This is a genomic window from Priestia sp. FSL W8-0524 (assembly GCF_038005965.1).
Lineage (GTDB): Bacteria > Bacillota > Bacilli > Bacillales > Bacillaceae_H > Priestia > Priestia zanthoxyli.
In genome coordinates, this window is sequence record NZ_JBBOUG010000001.1 from 4,238,035 (window position 1) to 4,260,379 (window position 22,345).

26 protein-coding genes are annotated in these 22,345 nt (G+C 37.7%); 4 read left to right on the forward strand and 22 right to left on the reverse strand.

Features of this window, described 5'->3' with window-relative positions:
* Positions 1–3 precede the first annotated feature (3 nt).
* Positions 4–516: a YqeG family HAD IIIA-type phosphatase gene (locus NST66_RS22190; protein ID WP_013059263.1), complete on the reverse strand. Its 513-nt coding sequence runs from the start codon at positions 514–516 to the stop codon at positions 4–6.
* Positions 517–1,065: 549 nt separating this feature from the next.
* Between NST66_RS22190 and NST66_RS22195 the strand changes: the two genes are divergently transcribed.
* Positions 1,066–1,206 carry a sporulation histidine kinase inhibitor Sda gene (locus NST66_RS22195; protein ID WP_013059264.1) on the forward strand — a complete coding sequence of 47 codons (141 nt, stop codon included), beginning with the start codon at positions 1,066–1,068 and terminating at the stop codon, positions 1,204–1,206.
* Positions 1,207–1,279: 73 nt separating this feature from the next.
* Here NST66_RS22195 and NST66_RS22200 read toward each other — a convergent pair whose 3' ends face one another.
* Positions 1,280–2,062 carry a phosphatidylserine decarboxylase gene (locus NST66_RS22200; protein WP_028411667.1) on the reverse strand — a complete coding sequence of 261 codons (783 nt, stop codon included), beginning with the start codon at positions 2,060–2,062 and terminating at the stop codon, positions 1,280–1,282.
* Positions 2,063–2,176: 114 nt separating this feature from the next.
* On the opposite strand from NST66_RS22200, the gene pssA reads away from it, so the two are divergent.
* A complete protein-coding gene (gene pssA / locus NST66_RS22205) occupies positions 2,177–2,716 on the forward strand; it encodes a CDP-diacylglycerol--serine O-phosphatidyltransferase (RefSeq protein WP_013059266.1) in 540 nt (179 codons plus the stop codon).
* A gap of 175 nt (positions 2,717–2,891) precedes the next feature.
* Here the strand turns inward: pssA and NST66_RS22210 are convergent, their stop codons facing one another.
* Positions 2,892–3,041 carry a hypothetical protein gene (locus NST66_RS22210; protein ID WP_014458166.1) on the reverse strand — a complete coding sequence of 50 codons (150 nt, stop codon included), beginning with the start codon at positions 3,039–3,041 and terminating at the stop codon, positions 2,892–2,894.
* A 216-nt stretch (positions 3,042–3,257) separates the two neighbouring features.
* Here NST66_RS22210 and sigK point away from each other — a divergent pair, with 216 nt between their 5' ends.
* Entirely contained in the window at positions 3,258–3,986 is a 729-nt protein-coding gene (sigK, locus tag NST66_RS22215) for an RNA polymerase sporulation sigma factor SigK (RefSeq protein ID WP_013059268.1), read from the forward strand.
* A 170-nt stretch (positions 3,987–4,156) separates the two neighbouring features.
* On the opposite strand, the gene NST66_RS22220 is transcribed toward sigK, so the two are convergent.
* The 6 genes from NST66_RS22220 to NST66_RS22245 form a co-directional block, all read right to left on the reverse strand.
* Complete coding sequence (locus tag NST66_RS22220) at positions 4,157–4,297, reverse strand: YrzI family small protein (RefSeq protein ID WP_014458165.1); 141 nt, start codon at positions 4,295–4,297, stop codon at positions 4,157–4,159.
* A gap of 389 nt (positions 4,298–4,686) precedes the next feature.
* A complete protein-coding gene (locus NST66_RS22225; protein WP_028411668.1) occupies positions 4,687–4,917 on the reverse strand; it encodes a YrhC family protein in 231 nt (76 codons plus the stop codon).
* An 81-nt stretch (positions 4,918–4,998) separates the two neighbouring features.
* The gene (locus NST66_RS22230) at positions 4,999–6,132 is read right to left on the reverse strand and encodes a bifunctional cystathionine gamma-lyase/homocysteine desulfhydrase (protein ID WP_028411669.1); all 1,134 of its coding nucleotides are present in this window, start codon (positions 6,130–6,132) and stop codon (positions 4,999–5,001) included.
* Between the two features lies 1 nt (position 6,133).
* On the reverse strand, positions 6,134–7,057 hold the full coding sequence (locus NST66_RS22235; protein ID WP_311264996.1) for a PLP-dependent cysteine synthase family protein: 924 nt from the start codon (positions 7,055–7,057) through the stop codon (positions 6,134–6,136).
* Between the two features lie 143 nt (positions 7,058–7,200).
* Positions 7,201–7,896 carry a 5'-methylthioadenosine/S-adenosylhomocysteine nucleosidase gene (gene mtnN / locus NST66_RS22240; protein WP_028411671.1) on the reverse strand — a complete coding sequence of 232 codons (696 nt, stop codon included), beginning with the start codon at positions 7,894–7,896 and terminating at the stop codon, positions 7,201–7,203.
* 17 nt (positions 7,897–7,913) lie between these two features.
* Positions 7,914–8,555, reverse strand: a complete 642-nt coding sequence (locus NST66_RS22245; RefSeq protein ID WP_013059274.1) for a class I SAM-dependent methyltransferase — start codon at positions 8,553–8,555, stop codon at positions 7,914–7,916.
* 138 nt (positions 8,556–8,693) lie between these two features.
* Here NST66_RS22245 and NST66_RS22250 point away from each other — a divergent pair, with 138 nt between their 5' ends.
* A complete protein-coding gene (locus tag NST66_RS22250) occupies positions 8,694–8,909 on the forward strand; it encodes a YrzA family protein (RefSeq protein WP_033579671.1) in 216 nt (71 codons plus the stop codon).
* 14 nt (positions 8,910–8,923) lie between these two features.
* Here the strand turns inward: NST66_RS22250 and NST66_RS22255 are convergent, their stop codons facing one another.
* The 13 genes from NST66_RS22255 to alaS all read right to left on the reverse strand — a co-directional run bounded on the left by NST66_RS22255 (position 8,924) and on the right by alaS (position 22,021).
* Complete coding sequence (locus NST66_RS22255) at positions 8,924–9,574, reverse strand: YrrS family protein (RefSeq protein ID WP_013085083.1); 651 nt, start codon at positions 9,572–9,574, stop codon at positions 8,924–8,926.
* Positions 9,575–9,691: 117 nt separating this feature from the next.
* Entirely contained in the window at positions 9,692–11,458 is a 1,767-nt protein-coding gene (locus tag NST66_RS22260) for a peptidoglycan D,D-transpeptidase FtsI family protein (RefSeq protein WP_049166219.1), read from the reverse strand.
* A gap of 119 nt (positions 11,459–11,577) precedes the next feature.
* A complete protein-coding gene (locus NST66_RS22265) occupies positions 11,578–12,138 on the reverse strand; it encodes an isochorismatase family protein (protein WP_445326390.1) in 561 nt (186 codons plus the stop codon).
* 119 nt (positions 12,139–12,257) lie between these two features.
* Complete coding sequence (gene greA, locus NST66_RS22270; RefSeq protein WP_013059279.1) at positions 12,258–12,734, reverse strand: transcription elongation factor GreA; 477 nt, start codon at positions 12,732–12,734, stop codon at positions 12,258–12,260.
* Positions 12,735–12,952: 218 nt separating this feature from the next.
* The gene (udk, locus tag NST66_RS22275; protein ID WP_028411675.1) at positions 12,953–13,588 is read right to left on the reverse strand and encodes a uridine kinase; all 636 of its coding nucleotides are present in this window, start codon (positions 13,586–13,588) and stop codon (positions 12,953–12,955) included.
* Between the two features lie 7 nt (positions 13,589–13,595).
* Entirely contained in the window at positions 13,596–14,858 is a 1,263-nt protein-coding gene (locus NST66_RS22280; RefSeq protein WP_028411676.1) for a peptidase U32 family protein, read from the reverse strand.
* 39 nt (positions 14,859–14,897) lie between these two features.
* On the reverse strand, positions 14,898–15,827 hold the full coding sequence (locus tag NST66_RS22285) for a peptidase U32 family protein (RefSeq protein WP_340843696.1): 930 nt from the start codon (positions 15,825–15,827) through the stop codon (positions 14,898–14,900).
* Positions 15,824–16,480 carry an O-methyltransferase gene (locus NST66_RS22290; RefSeq protein WP_340843697.1) on the reverse strand — a complete coding sequence of 219 codons (657 nt, stop codon included), beginning with the start codon at positions 16,478–16,480 and terminating at the stop codon, positions 15,824–15,826. The genes NST66_RS22285 and NST66_RS22290 overlap by 4 nt, the downstream gene beginning before the upstream one ends.
* Before the next feature lie 181 nt (positions 16,481–16,661).
* Positions 16,662–17,765, reverse strand: coding sequence for an endolytic transglycosylase MltG (gene mltG / locus NST66_RS22295; RefSeq protein ID WP_028411679.1), 1,104 nt, complete (start codon positions 17,763–17,765; stop codon positions 16,662–16,664).
* A 412-nt stretch (positions 17,766–18,177) separates the two neighbouring features.
* Positions 18,178–18,462, reverse strand: coding sequence for a DUF1292 domain-containing protein (locus tag NST66_RS22300; RefSeq protein ID WP_013059285.1), 285 nt, complete (start codon positions 18,460–18,462; stop codon positions 18,178–18,180).
* 154 nt (positions 18,463–18,616) lie between these two features.
* Positions 18,617–19,033 carry a Holliday junction resolvase RuvX gene (gene ruvX, locus NST66_RS22305; protein ID WP_013059286.1) on the reverse strand — a complete coding sequence of 139 codons (417 nt, stop codon included), beginning with the start codon at positions 19,031–19,033 and terminating at the stop codon, positions 18,617–18,619.
* Entirely contained in the window at positions 19,034–19,303 is a 270-nt protein-coding gene (locus NST66_RS22310; RefSeq protein ID WP_013059287.1) for an IreB family regulatory phosphoprotein, read from the reverse strand.
* Between the two features lie 84 nt (positions 19,304–19,387).
* Entirely contained in the window at positions 19,388–22,021 is a 2,634-nt protein-coding gene (gene alaS / locus NST66_RS22315; protein ID WP_033579667.1) for an alanine--tRNA ligase, read from the reverse strand.
* Positions 22,022–22,345: the final 324 nt, after the last annotated feature.

Consider the following 22,345-nt stretch of genomic DNA (forward strand, 5'->3'; position numbering starts at 1 on the left):
GTTTTAATCCTCCCAGTTAATCATACCTTTTCGTTTCATCCAACCTAAAATTCTTCGTTCCATTTTACGGTTAAATTTCGTTACAAATCCATCTGTTTGCGCAACTGGTACAACCAAAACCGTATATACGCCTAGGCGATTTCCTCCTAATACATCCGTTAAAAGCTGGTCGCCAATGACCACAACCTCATCTTTTTGCAGCTCCATATCACGAAGAGCTCTTCTAAATGCTTTACGCATCGGTTTGCGTGCTTTATATACAAATGGAAGTCCAACTGGATCTGAAAACAGCTTGACTCGTTTCTCCACATTATTCGATACAATCGTAATTTTAATTCCACTATCTTTCATTAACTGAAACCACTCAATTAATTCCGGAGTGGCATCAGGGCGATCCCATTCCACCAACGTGTTATCTAAGTCGGTAATAATTCCTTTTATCCCGCGCTCTTTCAAATCGTCTGGCTTAATTTGAAACACGTTTTTCACATGTTCATTTGGTAAAAAAAGTTTCAACACGTATCATGCACCTCGAATATATAGTTACATACTAAAATTAACGCCGTCTATCATTATAACGACTTCTTGTTATTTTCCAACCTAAAATTTTATTCTCTTCAAAAACAGGTCTTTTCTTAGTATAAAGGATATGCCTTGTGAATGCTTTAACTTTATACAGAAAGTTATTGACAAAAGGCAGTAAATCTCCATTTGTTCGTGAGCTTACGATATATTTACCCACTGCAAACTTAAAATAAAAAATAGTGCAGAAAACGTTTATTACTTATCAAATAGGGTAAGTGGTAAACAAATTCTGTTAAAAGTTTTCGACAAAAAATGATAACCCCAACTATGTGGATAAGGTTATACACATTATCCTCTGTTATAGTTCAGCAATTAATGGTAATTATAAACAACATACCCACATTTTATCCACCGAAAGCTGTGGATAACAGAACGATTGTTCCTTTATTTGATTCATGTTAGATTATAAATAAGGAATTTATTAGCATTTAAATATAACTTTTTAGGATATTTATTTTAGTAGGAGGTGGCGGCAATCTTATGAGAAAATTATCAGATGAGCTGCTTATTGAGTCATACAGCAAAGCAACCGAACTGCAATTAAGCCCTGATTTTATAAAATTAATTGAAGAGGAAATTGAAAGAAGATCATTAAAGATTAGCATACAAATTCCTTCTTAACGAATAAAAGAGCCTTCTTAATAAAAGAAAGCTGCATCTTCATTTATCTATCTACTCTTTTATTATATAGGCTCTATTTTTTCAAATGAGCAATTGGTTCTCCACATTTTACGTAAGAACCTGAGTGGACGTTAGAATCAAAAGTGATTGAGTTCTTCTCAAATAATAAAATGACAGTCGAGCCAAACGTGAAGTAAGCCATTTCTTCCCCTTTTTCGACTACTTCTTTTTTAGAAACCGCTTCAATGCTGTTTATAAACATGGCTCCTACTTTTACCATCAGCATGTGACCATTTTCAAATGTTAACTCCGTGAGCTTCCGGAAATTTTTCACAAGCGGTTCTTTCCCATACTTGATTCCTAATGAATTTACTGGATAAGACTTTTGTCCAACGGTCCACGTATTCCCTACTTGTGCTTTAAGAGGACTGTGAATGCGATGATAGTCTTTTGGACTAAGATAGAGGATGATAAACTGTCCTTCTATATATTTTTCAAGAATGAGATCATTTGAAACCATTTCCTGTATAGAATAAGGTTTGTTTTTTACAATCATTTCTTTTTGAGGCGTAATGACTCCATATGCTTCTATCTTTGCATCTACAGGACTGACAACGCTGTCTTTCTGCTGATCGACCGGACGGGCAGAGGGCTTCAAACGACGAATAAATAGCTCGTGTAAGTTTTGATAATGATGCAGAGGCTTGTCCATTTCTTCTTTATTTACTTTAAAAACTTTTGTATAGGAGGGTATAATAAACCGACTCCATTTAGAGAAAGTGAATTTTCGAATGAGCTTCGATGATCCCTGGTGATTCGTAAGCTCAATAAACGTTCGATACAGGTGCTGCAACAATAATTTTACCTCCACATACTGAATAGTTCTTTACTAGAATAAGGTTTGCGTCTACAATGAAATTACCATTATTTTTACCTTTAGTTCATTCCATCCTTTAAAGGAGTGAGGAAATTGTTTTTATTAGACTATCTAGATCATACAATTAAAAAGCTGAGATCCCAAGCGGCAAACTCCTTAACGATTGTTAATTTAAGTTTAGGAAGCTTTGCTATTTTATTTGTCATGAAAAATGAATTGAACTTAAGTTTATTACTAATTTTTTTAGCAGCGTTAGCAGACCGATTCGACGGCATGGTAGCCAGAAAGCTGCAAATTGAATCTGAACTTGGAAAACAACTGGACTCCATGTGCGATATTATATCATTTGGCATCGCTCCAGCTCTACTACTTTATCAAAGTATTTTATCTCACTTTGGTGCTGCAGGTTCAATTGTTACCATCTGTTACATTGCTTGCGGAGCACTTCGTCTTGCCCGCTTTAACATCACAGAAAATACTGGGTATTTTACAGGGCTCCCTATTACCGCAGCAGGTTGTTTATTAACTCTTAGCTACTTGGGCGTCCCTTATTTGCCTTCACACTTTTATATGTTTTTAATTATCGTACTCGCTTGCTTGATGATTAGTACGTTCAAGCTAAAAAAAGTATAGAGCTCCATTTACTTTTACAAAGGAATATTATCATCTTGCTTCTTTTCTTAATTATAGAATAAATCATCTTCTTTAAGAAACAAAGCGAAAATTCCTTAAGAATTCTTAAAAATGAATGGTTCTATTCGGTAGGATATGTCATCTAAAAAAACTCATGCACATGCATGAGTTTTTTTTAACACCAGCAGCTAAAAAACCAATAGAAGCTTCCGAAAATTAATAACAGAACAAATAGAACAATCAACAATCCAAGTCCCCAGCCGAACCCTCCTCCGCATGGGTAAGCTGGATAATTAGGATAACAGCAGCCTCCGTAACCGTACATACTCTCCCTCCTTACACTATGAACTACTACTAGCGTATGTACATACTTTTTCTCTGTATAGGCTGGTAACTATCTCTAAAGAAAAATCTGTGGACTTTTTCAAACTCTCTTGTCCCTGGGGGGAATTTTAAACGTACAGGCAAAGACATCCTTCTTTTTACATATAGTGTAATGTTAGTCTCTCACAGGTTGATATCCCCTTATGGAGGTGAAGAGATGTCTGCATTATTTACCGCACTAGGCTATTTCTTTAAAGAATTGGTTTTCCTTGTTTCCTACGTAAAAAACAATGCGTTTCCTCAACCCTTGTCTGCTGCTGAAGAAAAGAGATATTTATCTTTAATGGAACAAGGAGATCAAGAAGCGCGAAACCTTCTTATTGAACACAATCTCCGACTCGTTGCGCATATTGTTAAAAAGTTTGAAAACACGGGAGAGGATGCGGAAGATTTAATTTCAATTGGGACAATCGGTTTAATTAAAGCAATCGAAAGTTATTCGCAAGGAAAAGGAACAAAATTAGCTACTTATGCCGCACGCTGTATTGAAAATGAAATATTGATGCACTTGCGAGCGCTCAAAAAAACAAAAAAAGATGTGTCGCTGCATGATCCAATTGGCCAGGATAAAGAAGGAAATGAAATCAGTTTGATTGATGTATTAAAATCAGAATCAGACGATGTAATTGATATGATTCAACTAAATATGGAATTAGAAAAAATAAAAGAATACATCGATATCCTCGATGATCGAGAAAAAGAAGTAATTGTTGGCCGCTTCGGTTTGGATTTGCAGGATGAAAAAACCCAGCGAGAAATTGCAAAGGAGTTAAATATTTCAAGAAGTTATGTTTCGCGAATTGAAAAGCGAGCGCTGATGAAAATGTTTCACGAATTTTACAGAGCCGAAAAAGAGAAAAAAAAGAGCGGAAAGAAGGAGAATTAATCCTTCTTTCCGCTCTTTTTTTAAAATAATTTCCAAATGATAATCCGCAGCAAACACATCATTACTCCCCCTACTAGTCATTTAGGTGGAATCTTTCTCCACAAGCAGCCATACAACGATATATCCTTTTTGATTAATCATCATTCATCCACTCCTTTCCACTATTCAAATTAGAAATGACGATAAAATTCATACTTGCGGTCTTTTATTTCTTCTTCTAATTGTCTTACATACTGTTCATGCTTAATTTCTTCCTCTGAGTATTGACGGGACTTTATGGTAATAGTTAAAAAGAAAATATTCAGTGTCATTCCAATCACCTCCTTATACAAAAAAAACCACAGTTATGCATAAGCATCCTGTGGCTGAAAAACAATAAAAACCACAGGGCTACTATTCGCACCTGTGGTGAATTAACGTGTTTTAACGATCAAGGTAAGAAAGTTACTTGATACAGGAACACGGCCGAATAGTATACATATATAGACGATTTTTGAACATAGCCCAAACTGAATGATCCATACCTGATAAACGTCTTAACATATGACTCGACCTCCTTTTAATAAAGTATTTTCCTTACAATGGTAATTATATCCACGAACTTATAAAAAGTAAACTGTTTTTTTGAAAAATAGGGAATTTTTTTATTTTTTTAACCCTCATAAAAAAAAGACGATGGATCATCGCCTTTTTGTATCTATTATTCTTTTTCTTTCATTAATTCTTTTTTTAGTTTTTTAGTTTGATAACTAAAATAAAAAGCAAGGGCGGTAAAAAGAATAACGATCGCTTCCATTATTCCAAGTTGCATATCACTTTTTTCACCTTGGCCAATCATAACACCAATATACAAGAATGTACTTACGGCTAGAAGGACGTAAATAAAGCGGCTGTAATCTTCAATTTTTGCTTTGATGTGTTGAGCTTTCATACAATCACCTTCTCAGTAGAATGTTATAACTCTACTCTATCATAGATCTATAGGTCTATAAAAATCCTATTTTTACCACCTTTATTCCAATGCTCTTTCTAAGTCTTCAATTAAATCTTCTACATCTTCAAGACCTACAGAAATACGAATTAATCCATCTGTAATTCCTAGCTCTTTACGTCGGTCGCTCGGTATAGAAGCATGAGTCATTTTAGAAGGAATGGAAATGAGGCTTTCGATGGCTCCTAAACTTTCTGCTAATGTAAAATACTTCACTTTGCTCAGTACTTCTTCCGCTTTCTCTTCGCTTCCCACATCAAACGAAACCATTCCCCCAAAACCTCTTGCTTGCTTTTTAGCAATGAGGTGGTTTGGGTGGGTTTTTAATCCTGGATAATATACTTTTGCCACAGCAGGATGGGCAAGTAAAAATTCTACTATTTTCCCTGTGTTGAATTCATGTTCTTCCATTCGTATTCCTAATGTTTTAATCCCTCTCATTAAAAGCCAAGAATCCTGAGGTCCTAAAATGCCTCCAGTCGCATTTTGAATAAAATGAAGGTCTTCAGCTAATTTAGGCGAATTCACCACTGCTAGCCCTGCTACAACGTCACTGTGTCCCCCTAAATACTTAGTTGCACTGTGCAGAACAATATCTGCGCCTTTTTCGATAGGATTTTGCCAATACGGCGTACTGAATGTGTTGTCAACGATGGTAAGTAAATGGTGTTGTTTAGCTACTGAAGAAGCATGCTGCAAGTCAGTAATTTTTAGAAGAGGATTCGTTGGAGTTTCAATAAAAATGGCTTTTGTGTTAGGGCGAATTTCTTTCTCGATATTTTGGATATCGCTTGTATCAATAAAAGTAGCCTCAATGCCGATACGGCTTAGTACCTTTGTGATCACTCGATACGTTCCTCCGTATACGTCATCTGTAATTAACACATGATCTCCGCTGTTAAACAGCATGAACACGGCAGTAGTAGCGGCCATACCAGATCCAAACGCAAACCCAGCATACCCTCCTTCAATTTCTTTGATAAGTTCTTCTAGGGCATGACGTGTAGGGTTACCGGTTCTCGAATACTCATATCCCGTATGTTTTCCCGCTCCCTCTTGTTTATAAGTACTCACTTGATAAATAGGAACAGAGACAGCACCCGTCTGTTCATCGCCAACAATTCCACCATGAATCAACTGTGTTTTACGTTTCATCTTATCTTCCTCCACTGTAAATATTTTTACTTAAGTACCGTTCACTGCTATCCGGAAAAATCGTGACGATATGAGCCCCTTTTTCTGCATTTTTTGCTTCGATCAGGGCTGCTTCAAAGGCTGCTCCTGAAGAGCTACCTACTAGTAACCCCTCTTTTAAAGCCAGCTCTTTCACTCTTTGAAAAGCATAAACATCTTCAACAGTATGAATAGCATTAAAATAAGATCGCTCCATATAATCAGGGATGAACTCCATTCCAATTCCTTCAGTTAAGTGAGGACCGAATTTCCCCCCGTTTAAAATTGAACCTTCTGGCTCCACGATGACTGTTTTTAGAGAAGGATTTTTTTCTTTCAAAAATTTCGCTGTACCCATAAATGTCCCCCCTGTACCTGCTCCAGCTACAAACACGTCAACTTTTCCATCAAGCTGTTCATATATTTCTGGCCCTAAGGTTTTATAATAAGTCATAGGGTTGGCCGGATTAGCAAACTGTTGAGGACAATAAGAACCAGGGATTTCACGCAGCAGCTCTTGAGCTTTGTTTATAGCACCTTTCATACCAGCTTCAGTAGGCGTTTGAACCACCGTTGCCCCCAAAGCCTTCATAAGCTGCTGTTTTTCAATACTGAATTTTTCTGGAACACATAGTATGACGTTTATTTCGTACTGAAGAGCAGCTAAAGCCAGCCCGATCCCCGTATTCCCAGCAGTAGGCTCAACCAGCGTTCCGCCTCGCTTCAGTCTTCCAGAGCCAAGAGCTTCTTGCAGCAGTTCTTTTCCTAAACGATCTTTTACACTTCCTCCTGGATTAACATATTCCAGCTTGGCAAATATCCTGATTTCCCTAGGTAAATCAAATTGTGTAATCTCAATCATAGGTGTGTTTCCAATCAATTCATGAACGTTTTTGACTACCTTCATAATCTTGAACACCTCGCTGTCGAAATAATATAACTTAACCTATAAATAAAGTAGGAATTAAGATAAAAATATAGTCTACACCCCATGTTATGACAAACGATGCAGAGTGTAGACGAAAACAAACTCTATATTTTATGAACAGCTTATTTTAATTTTGTAATAAAATTCAATACTAATTTCGTTGAATTAACAGCTGCTTTTTCTAAAAATTGCTCAAAAGAAACATTTGATTCTTTGCCGGCGATGTCAGAAAGAGCACGAAGAATAACAAACGGTACGCCAAATTGATAGCATACTTGAGCAACAGCCGCTGCTTCCATTTCAGCTGCATAAAGGTCTGGAAACTTAGAGCGAACAAACTCTACGCGCACAGGATCGTTCATGAACGAATCTCCTGTAGCAATTAATCCTTTTACAATTTTCATATCCGTTACTTCAAGAGCGCTTTCTTCAGCAAGGCGAACTAGTTTTTCATCTGCTTTAAAAGCTGCAGGCAAGTTTGGCACTTGACCGTATTCATAGTTGAATACCGTTACATCTACATCATGATGACGAACTTCTGTTGAAATAACCGCGTCCCCTACGTTTAACTCTGGATGGAAACCGCCTGCTGATCCTGTGTTAATAACGTAATCAGGTTTGAACTTCTCTAGTAAGATGGCTGTAGATAACGCCGCATTTACTTTTCCAATACCTGATTTTAATAATACAACCTCCACGCCGCTGATTGTTCCTGTTGAGTATTCACATCCTGCGATTACTGTTTCTTGACGATTCTCAATTTTATCGCGTAAAATCGTCACTTCTTCTTCCATTGCTCCAATGATTGCTACTTTCATTTTAAAACCTCTTTCTACTATTGTTTCGTTGCCTCCAATACCCACACAAAGTGATTAAATTGTGTAAAGGTTATGTGAAAACCATTGCTTTCAAAGATTTGCTTTAAGACAGGGATCGTTGTATAGTATTCCCTCTCTAGATCTTCTGCTAGTTGCGTATACCCTTTTTGTTTTGCCTGAACAATGGTATCAGCAAATGAATCCGCTGTTTCAAACATTGTATCGGCAAACACTATTTTACCACCGGTTTGAAGTAACTTTCCATAGTTTATCACAGCTTCTTCTTTTTCTTTATCTGTTAAATGATGAAATGCATACGTACTAACTAAGCTCTCTGCTGGAAACAACGATGTATCAAACTGTAAAAAGTCTCCCGGTGTGACTAAAACATCTGCTCCTAATTTCTGGTGTGCCAATTGTCTCATGGGCACTGACGGCTCAATTCCTACTACCGTAAGTTCTTTTTCTAAAAGTTTTTTTGTTAAGTTTCCAGTGCCTGTTCCAAATTCTATCACATGCCCTATTGAACGGTCTGCTACATATTCTAAGATTTCATTATAATTGCGAAACACTTCTCTATACTGTTCATCTTTCCCGCTTACCGATGCATCATACTCATTCGCCCACTTTTCAAAGATATCTAAAAACTCTAGCCCCATAAAAAACGCCTCCTCATAACTAATAATTCTTATGGATATAGTATGTTTTTAGTCATCGTTTGTTCTTCATTTACAAATATTTTAAGCTTTTAACTTTCTATTTGCTATACTATAGTAATGAGGTAAGGAGGCCGTAAAATGAATTTTGAATTTGAAATGATTGAAGATAAAATAGAATTTTTTGAAGCGCCTGATGTTAAAATGCTTGAAAAACAAATTGCTGAAAAAATTGATCAAAATAAGGCGATTTTACTTGAGGTACATAGTGTATCTCATCAAATGTCTGTGGACTATGAACAAGGTAAAAAACTGTACTCTGCAGTTGTTCATTTCAAAATAAAAAAGCAGCGCTAGCGCGCTGCTTTTTTTTATTGAAGCTTATCCACTACTGCGGGCTTCCAGCCTTCTCCATCTACCCATTCAATTTGAACGCGGTATTTTGTTGATGAGTTGCCTTTAGGGCTAACCGTAGCTACAGCTTTACCTACGCCACCGTTATTACCTAGACGCCATACGGTCATATTGCTTGGGCTAATGCCTGACCCTTCGCCTACAGCTTTTAGCATTTCGTTCCAATCCGTTGATCCTTTTTTATATGTTGCTGCAGGAGCATCTTGTGATGTACCTACTGAATCCCATGAAGGATCTACCTTGCGTTCTGCCACGCCAGGCTCTGGATTTTTCTCTACTTCAGCCTGTGAATCTGAGTCGTTTGATTCTTCATCTGTTGCTTGATCATCTTCAGAGCTTTGGTCATCTTCAGAGCTTTGATCGTCCGTTGCTTGATCATCTTTCGAAGAATCATCGTCTTTTTTAGCCGTCTTGTCCGTTTTTTGGTCATTTGTTTGCGGATTGTTTTGAGTTGTTTCCGCTTGGTTATCCGATTTATCCTTGTTTCCAAGAATCATCGTACCACCGACAAATACAATTAAAACCGCTACGACAGCAATTAACAGATTATATAATCGGTTTACTTTTTTTTCTTTGTTTTCGTGTCTTGAAGAACGATTGTTATTCATTGCTACAATTTCCTCCAACTTTTATAATGCTTTATTCTAACATGTGTTTTCTTATACATGAAGCATCAAAATTTATTTGAAGTATATTTGTAATATTTTTTACAAATTCTTCTTGTTTTAACGTGTATTTAAGTCATACATCCCTTTAACAATATCATAAAATACGCTGTTTGTGGGAGATATCGCACTTTTTGTATTTAAATCCACTACTACCATTGCGTATTTTGGATCATCTGCCGGAAAGTAACCCGCAAACCATTTATTGACGATATCGGCCTTCACATTGATTTCAGCAGTTCCTGACTTTCCTGCCACTTCATAAAGAAGCGTTTGAAATCTTCTTCCTGTTCCTTTTTCGCTCTGTACGACGCCTTTTAAAAGCTGCTGCATAGAAGCAGCTGTGGCTTCATTAATCGTATCTCCTTTTAGCTCATGCTCTTTAAACGTATACAGTGACGTATTGTTTTTATAGTCCAGCGCATCTACCGCTTTTACCTGCTTCTTTTCTCCTCCCCGTGCAATTGTCGCCATCATATTTGCTACTGCAAGCGGAGTCACTTTTACGTCAAGCTGTCCAATTGCTGTTTGCGCTACAGCATTTGGTACTTTTTTTTCTCTATCATTTGTCCAAACTCTTCCCGATTTTTCTCCTAAAAACTGCTTAAAATGTTCAAAGTGAAACACATCACCCGTCCATCCTACAGGCTGAAGAAGCCCTAACTTATCAGCATATTGTTCAATGATATCCGGATTAGATATTATCATTTCTTTTGCTAGCTGGGCAAACGTTGCATTACAACTTTGCGCAAAGCTTTCTTCAAACGTCAGCTGCCCTTTTTGATGATCTTCTTCTACATTATTGCCATAAATACTTTTATCGCAGTTATAGGTAAAAGAAGGCTGAATTTTATTTTGTTCAAGCGCTGCAGCTGCTGTTACGGTTTTAAATATAGATCCAGGAGTTTGCGGCGTCAGCAAACGATTTTCTACGCTGTCTGAACCGTTTTGCTTTTTAAATGGATCTTTCTTATTAATTGAAGGCCTGCTGGCCATCGCAATTACTTTATTGTTTTTTATATCAATTAAGACGGCTCCTCCGTCTTTTAACTTATAATGATTCAATGTATTCTCCACTAGCTCCTGAGCAGACAAATCAAGCGTCGTACGCACACTGACTGGATAATAAGGGTTAGCTGTGCCCGTATATTTTACATCGATGCCAAACATAGGCCCACCTAGTCGATCAACATGATAAAGGAGCTTAGACTCTTGTTCAGGCAGCAAAAACTCGTCAAAAGCCCTCTGCATCCCTGAGATACCTACAGGCGTAGTTGATTTAATAGCTCCATTTTTCAATTTATCACTGTACTTCTCTTCAATTATTTGTTTGCTTTGTGCTTCTAGTCCGATTAAATGTTCAGCAAGAGGAACTGGACGCTCATCTTTTAGAGGAATTCCAAACACGCCAGGTACCTTTAATGCATTTATTTTTTCGACTTGTGCATGGGATAATTCTTTTGTAATAACAACCGGTGTTTTAGCATTCGCTAGTCTGTTCGTTAATTCCTGTGGTTGCATTCCCACAATTTCGCTTACTTGCTGAACGGGCCACTTCATTTTTTCTAAAAATGGAAACAGGACTAAGCGATTATGCGTGATAGATGTTAAAGACTGTCCATTTTTATCTTCGAATTTCCCTCGTCCGTCGTCTACCACCATTTCCTGCGTACGCTGTTTTACGCTTCCTTCAATTAAGTTAATATTTTTATCAGTAAAAGATTCTGTGCTGACAAGCTGGAGTTGAACAAGCCGTGCTCCCAGTCCACTAATTAATAATAAAATAAAAATAAGAGTAATATAAATTCGCTTGTGAATTATTTTCATGACTACACCTCACTCTTTACAAGTGTCGACGTTGCCATTACTTTTAAAACCATTATCTTAAGAAATATTCATTCTTTTTTTCATTCCATAAAAAAACTTGCTGATTCAGCAAGTTTTTATTATTCATTTTCCGTTAAAAATTGTTGAGTTGTTCGTAGCTTTCCTATTTTCGGAAAGATGTAAGAAAGAGTGGCTTCATGCTCTTCTTTTGTAAATGTCGCCATGGCATCCGTGATAAAAATTTGGTTATATCCATACTGAAATGCTTCACGAGCTGTGCTTTCCACACCAATATTTGTTGCAATTCCGCAAAGGACAATTGTATCAATTTCTCTTCGGCGAAGCTGAAGGTCTAAATCTGTCCCAAAAAAGGCTCCCCACTGACGTTTTGTCACAATGTAATCAGTCTCTTGAACATTAAGTCTTGGATCGAATTCTGCCCAGTCTGCAGGTCTTTCTTGAGGAGCAGATGGCTTTTGATCCGTTTCTGGCGTCAACGCATCTTTTCCATCTTGAAAATCTACTCGTACAAAGCTAATAAATCCATTTTGTTCGCGGAAACGATTCACAAGCTGAACAGATTTTTCTACAATTTCGTCTCCTCCAATTGGAACAATCCCTTTTTGTAAATCAATTAAAACAAGCGCTGTTTTAGTAAAATCGATATCTTTCATCTTCATCTTTCCTTTCCTACATATCTTTTCTATTCTCTCCGTTTTTTTAAATCATATAAAAAAAGCTGACGCGTGTCAGCTTTTTTACTTACGAGCATTCAGTAGAACGCTTCCAACCATATGTTTTACTTAACAGATACAATTTTCACTGACATATCTCCACCAGGAGTTTGAACAGTTACTTGATCTCCAATTTGTTTGCCCATTAGACTTTTAGCAATTGGCGAATCATTTGAAATTTTCCCTTCAAATGGATCTGCTTCTGCACTACCTACAATTGTATACGTTTCTTCGTCACCATCTGGCAACTCTACAAATGTTACAGATTTACCTAATGATACGATAGAAGAATTTTCTACATCTTCTTCAATAATTTTCGCATTGCGAATCATATTCTCAAGCGTTGTAATACGTCCTTCCACGAAAGCCTGCTCGTCTTTTGCAGAATCGTACTCAGAGTTCTCCGATAAATCTCCAAAACTGCGGGCGATCTTGATACGCTCTACAACTTCTTTACGTTTTACTGTTTTTAAATATTCTAGCTCTTGCTCTAGCTTTAGCTTTCCTTCTTCTGTCATTGGAAATACTTTTTCTTGTGCCATAATCCCTTCACTCCTTCTTGAACTCAAAATCTCTAGTGTATACAGTCGATTTCTGTATGTACAAAAAATTTTCCACTCTGTGGAAAAATCAGTTAATAGAGAAATGACAGCTTCAAAATAGAAGCTGCTCGTTTCTCTATTCTTTATAATGTTTGTGTTTAGTTAGCAGAATATGTCTGCATTGTCTTCAAAAAAATTCCTGCATCTATGCTATGTTATTATAAAATGGCATTTTGTTCAAGAATTGTTTGAATTTTAGTGACCATCAAGTCAATCGCTACGTGGTTTTGACCGCCTTCAGGAATGATAATATCTGCATAGCGTTTTGTTGGTTCAACAAACTGATTATGCATCGGGCGAACGACAGATACGTATTGATCAACAACTGACTCAAGCGTACGCTCTCGTTCTTTAATATCACGAAGCATACGACGAATGATACGAAGATCCGCATCTGTATCTACGTATAGCTTGATATCCATTAAATTACGCAAGCGCTGATCTTCTAGTACAAGAATACCTTCTAAGATAATAACATCTTTTGGTTCTTCTTTAATTACCTTCTCAGAGCGCGTATGAATTGCGTAATCATATACCGGTTTGTCAATGCTCTCATAATTTAATAAGTTTTGCAAGTGTTCAATCAGCAAATCATTATCAAATGCTAGAGGATGATCGTAATTTGTTTGCAAACGCTGTTCAAACGGTACATCGCTTTGATCTTTATAATAATAGTCTTGCTCAAGAAGCATAATAGAATGCCCTTTAAAATACTCATAAATAGCTTTGGTTACAGTTGTTTTACCAGAACCGGATCCACCAGCGATACCGATTACAACGGGCTTTTTCCCCATTTTATATTTAAATCCCCTTTCGCATCATGTTATATGAAAATAGAGGTTGGTCCACTTTAAATTTCACAATTTGCAGCGGATGACGTGCAGCATCTAGTTCATTGCCATCTTCGTCCCAAATTTTATCTATTTTTTGCGTAAAGTTTTTAATTTCCGGACCAAAAAATTCCACTTCTTCTCCCGGTTTAAAATAGTTACGCTGTTGCAATGTCACGATGCTTGTTTCTTCATCATAATTCAATACTAAACCAGCAAAATCAAATTTTGTTTTCTTGCCGTGTACGCCAAACATTTGTTCATCCACTCCAGGAACCCCTTCAAAAAAGGCGGGAGCCGTATCGCGGTTCGCACATTTGTCTAGCTCATCAAGCCATTCTTTTTGAATCACAAAATTCTCAGGATCTGCACAGTATGCGTCAATCACTTTGCGATATACGCTCACCACTGTTGCAATATAGTGGATCGACTTCATACGTCCTTCAATTTTCAAGCTATCAATACCCAGCTCAATCATTTGAGGGATAGATTGAATTAAATTTAGATCTTTTGGACTCATTGCAAACGGATCGTCTTGCTCATCAAATAAAGGCGTTTCCGTTTTACCGTCTTCTACTTTAAATAAATCATAGTCCCAACGGCATGATTGACAGCAGCCTCCACGGTTTGAATCACGCGCTGTCATGTGGTTACTTAGCACGCAGCGGCCTGAATAAGCAATACACATCGCTCCGTGAATAAAAGCTTCAATTTCAATATCCACTTTTTCTTTCATTTCGCGCATTTCTTCAGCACCCGTTTCACGAGCAAGTACAACACGTTCTAATCCTTCTTCTTTCCAGAATTGAACGGCTTTCCAGTTTGAAAGTGATTGCTGGGTACTTAAGTGTACTTCAAGCTTAGGTGCAACGCGTCGACAGGTTTCGATAATTAACGGATCAGCTACGATGATTCCAGAAACGCCAGCGCGCTCTAATCCCATTAAATAATCTTCAAGTCCGTCCATATTTTCATTGTGAGCAAAAATGTTTGTTGTAACATAAATACGTGCGCCGTATTTGTTTGCAAACTGAACACCTTCTGCCATTTCTTCAAATGTAAAGTTATCTGCATTTGAACGAAGGCCAAACTCTTTTCCTCCGATAAACACAGCATCTGCTCCATAGTGTACGGCAACTTTTAATTTTTCAAGGTTACCGGCTGGAGCTAACAACTCAGGCTTTTTCGTAATAACTCGTTTACCTTCTACTACAGTATCGATTTGAACAGCCATCGTTTGTACCTCCTTTGTTTATCTTTCTTTGCATGCTTTTTAATATACCGTTTCTTTAAAGAAAAACCCTGTGTCTAACGGGCGGTTAATTGGCTGCAAGCTTTCAATTTCTTCTAACAAATCGTCTTTAACGTTTTCGTATTCTTCACGGTCATCTACACATAAATCAATCGCTTGACGATATTTTTTTGTTACTTCTAAAATATATTGCGGTGACTTTAATACGCCGTCAATTTTAAATACATCTACTTCAGCGTCAATCATTTCGGAAAGCTCATCGATGATGCACATATCATTTGGACTCATAATATGCGTTCCATTTTCATCTTCGAAAATTGGATACTTATTGTTTCGCTCATTATCAAGTAAAAACATATCTTTTTCTACTTTACGATTTTCAATTTCCATGACTTTTCCTTGATACTCAAAGTAGTTGCCAAGAAGTGAACGTTTCGATTGGAACATACACGTCATGCCATGCACCTGAACTTCAATTTCTACTTCGGCTTTTTCTTTGATATCAATGATGCTATCCATGCTTAGCTCACGAGCAAGAACTGCACGCTTAGCTCCTTTGCGGCCCCAGTAGTTACATGAATACCAGTTTGTTCCCGTTGTTTCAGTACTCCAGTGCATCTTCATTTCTGGAGCTGTTTCACGCACTGCCATTAATACAGCCGGATCTCCAAATACAATCGCATCCACGCTTGCTTCTTTTAAGAATAAAATATATTCATTTAATTCGGCGATTTTATCATTGTGAAATAATCCGTTCATCGCTACGTAGACTTTTGCATCATGCTGATGAGCAATACTTACAGCTTCTACGATATCTTCACGTTTGAATTCACCTGCTAAACGCAAACCGTAGCGCTGTTCACCAACCATAATAGCTGTTGCTCCAGCTTGTAGTAATGATTCGATTTCCGAAACTGCAGTTGGTGTCACTAATAGTTCTGGTTTTTTCATTCTTGGTCACCTCTTTTAATACTAATCGCGATTCCGTCTCCAATAGGGAGAATAGTTGTATAATAATCGGGATGATTCATCAGCCACGTATTGTATGCTTGAATTTTTTTAATTAAGCTGCGGCGTCGACGTGTTTCTACTTCCGCCAAATCGGTCGCTACGTGACCTTTAAATAGTACGTTATCCGAAATAATCATTCCTTTAGAAGATAGCATCGGCTCATAATGTTCGAAAAAACGCTGATACTGACCTTTAGCTGCATCGATAAAGACTGCATCATAAGGACCATGACGTTCAATTTTATCTCTAAGCTCAAGTGCATCTCCAAACAACGACACAATTTTATCTTGTTTTCCCGCCCGTTCAATAAACTCTTGCGCTTTTTGGTAACGCTCTTCATTTCGTTCTACCGTAACCACTCGTGCCTCTGGAAGCGCATGGGTGATTCGAATAGACGAATATGCAATCGCTGTTCCAATTTCTAATATATGTTTTGGCTGATGAAGACGAAGAATTTGCAATAGCGTTTCAACACCAATCAATTCCATAATCGGAACGTGATGTTCTTCTGCATAAGCTTCCATTTCTTCAATAAGCTCCTGGCGCTTAGGAATAAGCTTTTCCACATACTGCTCTACGTTTTGTAAAAGCAAAACACTTCCTCCGTTCTCAGAAGTACATTTTACATTATGTTTTCATAACGTTTCATTACTGCAAAATAGTAAGACAACTAGTCTATTATAAGTTTTTTTCGTTTTTACGTAAACCCGATATATTTTAACATAAAAGATGGGGAATGCGAAGTATCGCGATTCCCCAATTTTAAATTTCCAATTATTTTTCGGTATTTTGCTTTTCTTTACCTGTAATATGCTTGGCTTTTTCTTTGTTATGTTCTTCTAACGTTTTGGTAAAAATAACTTTTCCTTCAGGTGTAGCCAAGAAGTATAAATAATCTGTATTGGCTGGATGTAACGCAGCTTTGATTGACATCAATCCAGAGCTGGCAATTGGTCCTGGAGGCAACCCCTTTACTTTATACGTATTGTAAGGAGAGTCCACTTCTAAATGCTTATAGAACACCCGGTCTTTATGCTCTCCTAAGGCATATAATACGGTTGGATCCGTTTGAAGAGGCATGTTTTTTTCAAGGCGATTATAAAAGACGCTGGCAATTTTTTCTCGGTCGACTTTCGCAGTCGCTTCCTCTTCAATTAGAGAAGACATGGTTAACAATTTATGTGCACTAAATTTTTTCTTTTCCATTTGCCCACTGTACTGACCTAATACATTATTTGTTTTCCCTACCATTTTATCCAATATTTCATCTAACGACACATTTTTATCATAAAAATCATACGTAACGGGATATAAATAACCTTCTAGCGGATGTTTAATATCTTTTTGCATCACTTCATCCGTTACTAAATCTGGATACTTTTCTTTCATTTTATTGATGAATGCCTTATCGTCTAGCTTTTTCATGACTTCGTCTTTTGTAAACTTTGTATTTTTAGCAATGATATCAGCAATTTCGACAAGCTGGCGTCCTTCTGGAATGGTGACACGAATATCAGGTTGTTTTGAAACCTCGCCTTTTTCCATTTTTTCAACCATTTCCCCTAAGCTCATGGAAGGAGAAAATAAATACGTTCCAGCTTGAAATCCAGATACATGGGTTAATTTTACGTAATAGCGAAAGGCACTTTTACTTTTAATTAAATCTTCTTTTTTCAATACCGTACCAATCGATTGAACGGAAGAACCTTGTGGAATGGTCACATTTACTTTTTTATTGCTGTTTCGATCCACGGGTGTTAAGCGGGATTGAGCATAGAAAAATGCACCGCCAACAAGTAAAAGAAGTACGATAATTGTAATAAAAATAACTCGTTTTTTCCTTGAACGATTAGGTGGTAAAAATGTTTGTTGCGACAAGCAGCTTCCTGGTTAAATCTACTTCTGTAAAAGAAGATACAACCAGTTTCACCTCTTTTCTTCTTGATTTTTTGTAAGTATGAACAGAGAGGATACATGAGATTGCGATTCATTCGTATCTCCTATAGGTGTGAGATGGTATCGCTTCCTTAAACTATCGCCTCTCCTAAATTTTTTCCATGATTTATGTTATTGTCTGCCCAAAGTCTAGTTTCATCCGTTCAAACAATGAATTCTTTTATTAAAATGCACTCTCACACGCAGGAATTATTATACTACAATTTATCTCATTTTTCGTCATTATCATACAATCTCCCCTAAGAATGCAAGGAAAAACCTTTTTATATCTAAAAAGAACGGCCGCTATGTAAAAAAAAGCTGATAACGATTGTCATCAGCTTTTTCACTATAATTATTCGCCTTCTTCGTCAAGGAATGTGTTAACCATTTCCTCAACCATGTCCCACTCTTCTTCTGTTTCAATCGGTTGAAGCTCGCCGTCTTGACCGTCTTCACTTGGTGTGAAAGCAGATGCATGAATTTCAATTTCTTCTTCATCATCTTGGTCTGCTCCGATTGGATAGTAAATTACATATGATTTGTTATATTGATCAGAATCAAATGTGAATAAAATTTCGCATAGTTGCTCATTTCCATTCTCATCGACGATTGTAATTTTATTTTCTTCTACGCTCATGTTTGCACCTCATTTTATATTGTAAGCTCTTAGCTTAACTTTTTCTTCAGCGAAAAGCAAGCTGTTCAGTTATTTCACTTCCCTTTTACGTACAAAAGAATATGTAAAAGGGAAAGTCATAACTTGTCAGCTTAAGCAAAGCCTGCTGCTTTTCTTATTGCTTGCTGTCTAAGTATCCTTGAAGAATCATAACAGCTGCCATTTTATCGATTACTTTTTTGCGTTTCTTGCGGCTTACGTCGGCAGACAGCAGTACTCGCTCTGCTGCCATCGTTGACAAGCGCTCGTCCCACATCATCGTTTCAATGTTAAGTTTTTCTTTGACGTTGTCAGCAAACTCGATGCACGCTTCGCCTCGAGGGCCAATCGTACCATTCATATTTTTAGGAAGACCCACTACGATTTTCTCTACGGAATATTCGTCAATTAACTGCTGTAAACGAGGATATGATTGCTCCATCTGCTCATCTGCAATTTTAATTGTTTCAATTCCTTGCGCTGTCCATCCCATTTCATCACTAACTGCCACACCAATTGTTTTGGTTCCTACATCTAATCCTAATACGCGCATTTATGAATCCTTTCGATGCTGTTGTAAATAAGATTTAACAAGTTCTTCAATGAGCTCGTCTCGCTCTAACTGGCGAATTGTGTTTCTCGCATCGTTATGACGAGGAATGTAAGCAGGGTCTCCTGATAACAAATACCCAACGATTTGGTTAATCGGGTTGTAGCCTTTTTCTTGCAGTGCGTCATAAACCGTAAACAATACTTCATGTACGTTTGTTTCAGCTGGCTCATCTTGAAAATTAAATTGCATGGTTTTATCAAATGAACTCACGGTCCCACCTCACTCTCTTAATTTGTGAACACATTGTGCACTATGCTAAGTCTTATTTATATTGTACACCAAGAAAGAGGAGAATTAAACGGATTTAACCCATTCTTCTACAGTGCCAAGTGCTTTTTCAATTTGGCTAGCGTCTTTTCCTCCAGCTTGCGCCATGTCAGGGCGTCCGCCTCCGCCTCCGCCGCAAATCGTTGCTACTTCTTTAACAAGTTTGCCAGCATGATGGCCTTTAGCAATTAAATCTTTTGTTACACCTGCAATAATATTTACCTTTTCACCTTGTGGAGAAGCTAATACGATCACAGCAGATTCTAATTTTTGTTTTAAATCATCAACCATTGCACGAAGGTTATTCATATCCGTTGCATTCACTTTTGCTGCTAGGACATTTACACCATTAATGTTTTGTACGCGGTCAACAAGATTGCCAGCTTCAATATTGCCAAGCTTTGTAGATAGTGAATCATTTTCACGCTGAAGATTACGAATTTCTTCTAGTAATCCTTCAACGCGCCCTACTAAATCGCGCGGGTTGGATTTTACTTTTGCCGCAGCTTCTTTTAGTAAACCTACTTGATCATTCATTAACTGATAGGCAGCTTTTCCAGTTACAGCTTCAATACGTCGAGTACCTGCACCGATTCCAGATTCTGATACAATTTTAAATAAACCGATAACAGATGTATTTGGTACGTGACATCCACCACATAATTCTAAGCTGTAGTCGCCTACTTGTACTACGCGCACGATATCTCCGTATTTCTCACCAAATAGTGCCATTGCACCCATCGCTTTTGCTTCGTCAATTGCTTTGTTTTCAATTTGTACAGAGATGCTGTCCCAAATCTTTTCATTAACGATTTGTTCAATTTTCTCAATCTCTTCTTGTGTCACTTGACCAAAGTGAGAGAAGTCAAAGCGCAAGCGATCCGCTGTTACTAAAGAACCCGCTTGATTAACATGCGTTCCTAACGTATCTTTTAATGCTTGATGCAATAAATGCGTTGCCGTATGGTTTTTCACAATCGCACTGCGGTTTTCTTCATCAAGCGTTGCCATGTATGTTTCACCTTTTACAAGCTCGCCGCTTGTTACAGATACCGTTTGGACATTTTGACCATTTGGCGCTTTTTGAACGTCTTTTACTTCCGCTTTTCCTGAAGCACTTTGGATCGTACCTTGGTCCGCAATTTGACCGCCGCTTTCTGCGTAGAATGGCGTGTGGCTTAAAATAACTTGCGCTTCTGTTCCAGCTTCAGCACGGTCAACAAGCTCACCGTCTACAATAATTGCTTCAACAACTGTTTCTACTTCATTTTTATCATAGCCCACAAACTCACTTGCAACCGTTACTTCACCAAGTACGCCGCCTTGAACTTGCATAGAACTAGAATCTTGACGAGCAGCACGCGCACGCTCACGCTGTGCTTCCATTTCACGTTCAAAACCTGCATGATCGATTTTCATGTTCTCATCTTCTGCGTATTCTTCCGTTAATTCAACAGGGAAGCCATACGTATCATATAGACGGAAAACATCTTCGCCTTGTACCGTATCACTGTTTTGCGCTTTTTCTTTTTTAATAACAGTTGCCAAGATAGCTAGTCCGTCATTTAACGTTTCGTGAAAACGCTCTTCTTCATTTTTGACTACGCGCTGGATAAAATCCGTTTTTTCCTTTACTTCCGGATAGAAATCAACCATGATTTCACCTACTACCGGCACTAGGTCGTACATGAACGGACGATTAATGTTTAACTTTTTAGCATAGCGAACTGCTCGGCGTAACAAACGACGCAGCACATACCCGCGGCCTTCATTTGAAGGAAGAGCACCATCACCTACAGCAAATGTTACCGTACGAATGTGGTCAGCAATGACTTTAAATGCCGTATCTTGCTCATCATTTGTACGATATTTAGCGCCTGAAATATTTTCTGTTGCTTCAATAATTGGCATAAACAAATCTGTATCAAAGTTTGTTTGCACATCTTGAATAACAGAAACCATACGCTCTAAGCCCATTCCTGTATCAATATTTTTCTTTGGAAGCGGCGTGTACGTATTATCAGGATTATGATTAAACTGAGAAAATACAAGGTTCCAAATTTCTAAATAACGCTCATTTTCTCCACCTGGATATAATTCGGGATCAGTTAGGTCATTTCCATATGCTTCTCCGCGATCATAAAAGATCTCTGTATTTGGACCACTCGGACCTTCTCCAATATCCCAGAAGTTACCTTCTAAACGAATGATACGCTCTTTAGGCACGCCCATTTTTTCATTCCAGATCTTAAATGCTTCTTCATCTTCAGGGTGAACTGTTACAGATAGCTTATCTGCGTCGAATCCAATCCATTTATCGCTCGTTAAGAATTCCCATGCCCATTGGATTGCTTCTTCTTTGAAATAATCACCGATAGAGAAGTTACCAAGCATTTCAAAAAACGTATGATGGCGAGCCGTTTTACCTACGTTTTCGATATCGTTTGTACGAATAGATTTTTGTGCGTTACAAATACGCGGATTTTGAGGAATAACACGACCATCAAAATATTTTTTTAATGTAGCTACTCCACTGTTAATCCATAATAAAGATGGATCTTCATGCGGAACTAAAGATGCGCTTGGTTCTACATCATGGCCTTTTTCTTTAAAGAAATCTAAATACATTTGACGAACTTGTGCTGACGTCAGTTTTTTCATGATTGGTCCTCCTTTAATACTCTTCTTATTTATAGACAAAAAAATGATGACATAAAAGCATCTATTTTCCCTGTGTCCAAAAGTAATTGCTAGTTATTTGCACACAAAAAAACTCTCATCCCTGTAGCAGGGACGAGAGTTGAACTCGCGGTACCACCCTGATTATAAATGCCAAAAGCATTTATCACCTTCATAGCGTTAACGTTGCTGACACGGCAGGTTTTAGCCTGCACTCTGGACTAGCGTTCAGCTGCTCTTTGTTTAGCGCTTCTTTCAGCCAAGGAAGCCCTTCTCTAAAAACCAGTGTGCAACGTACTCGATCCA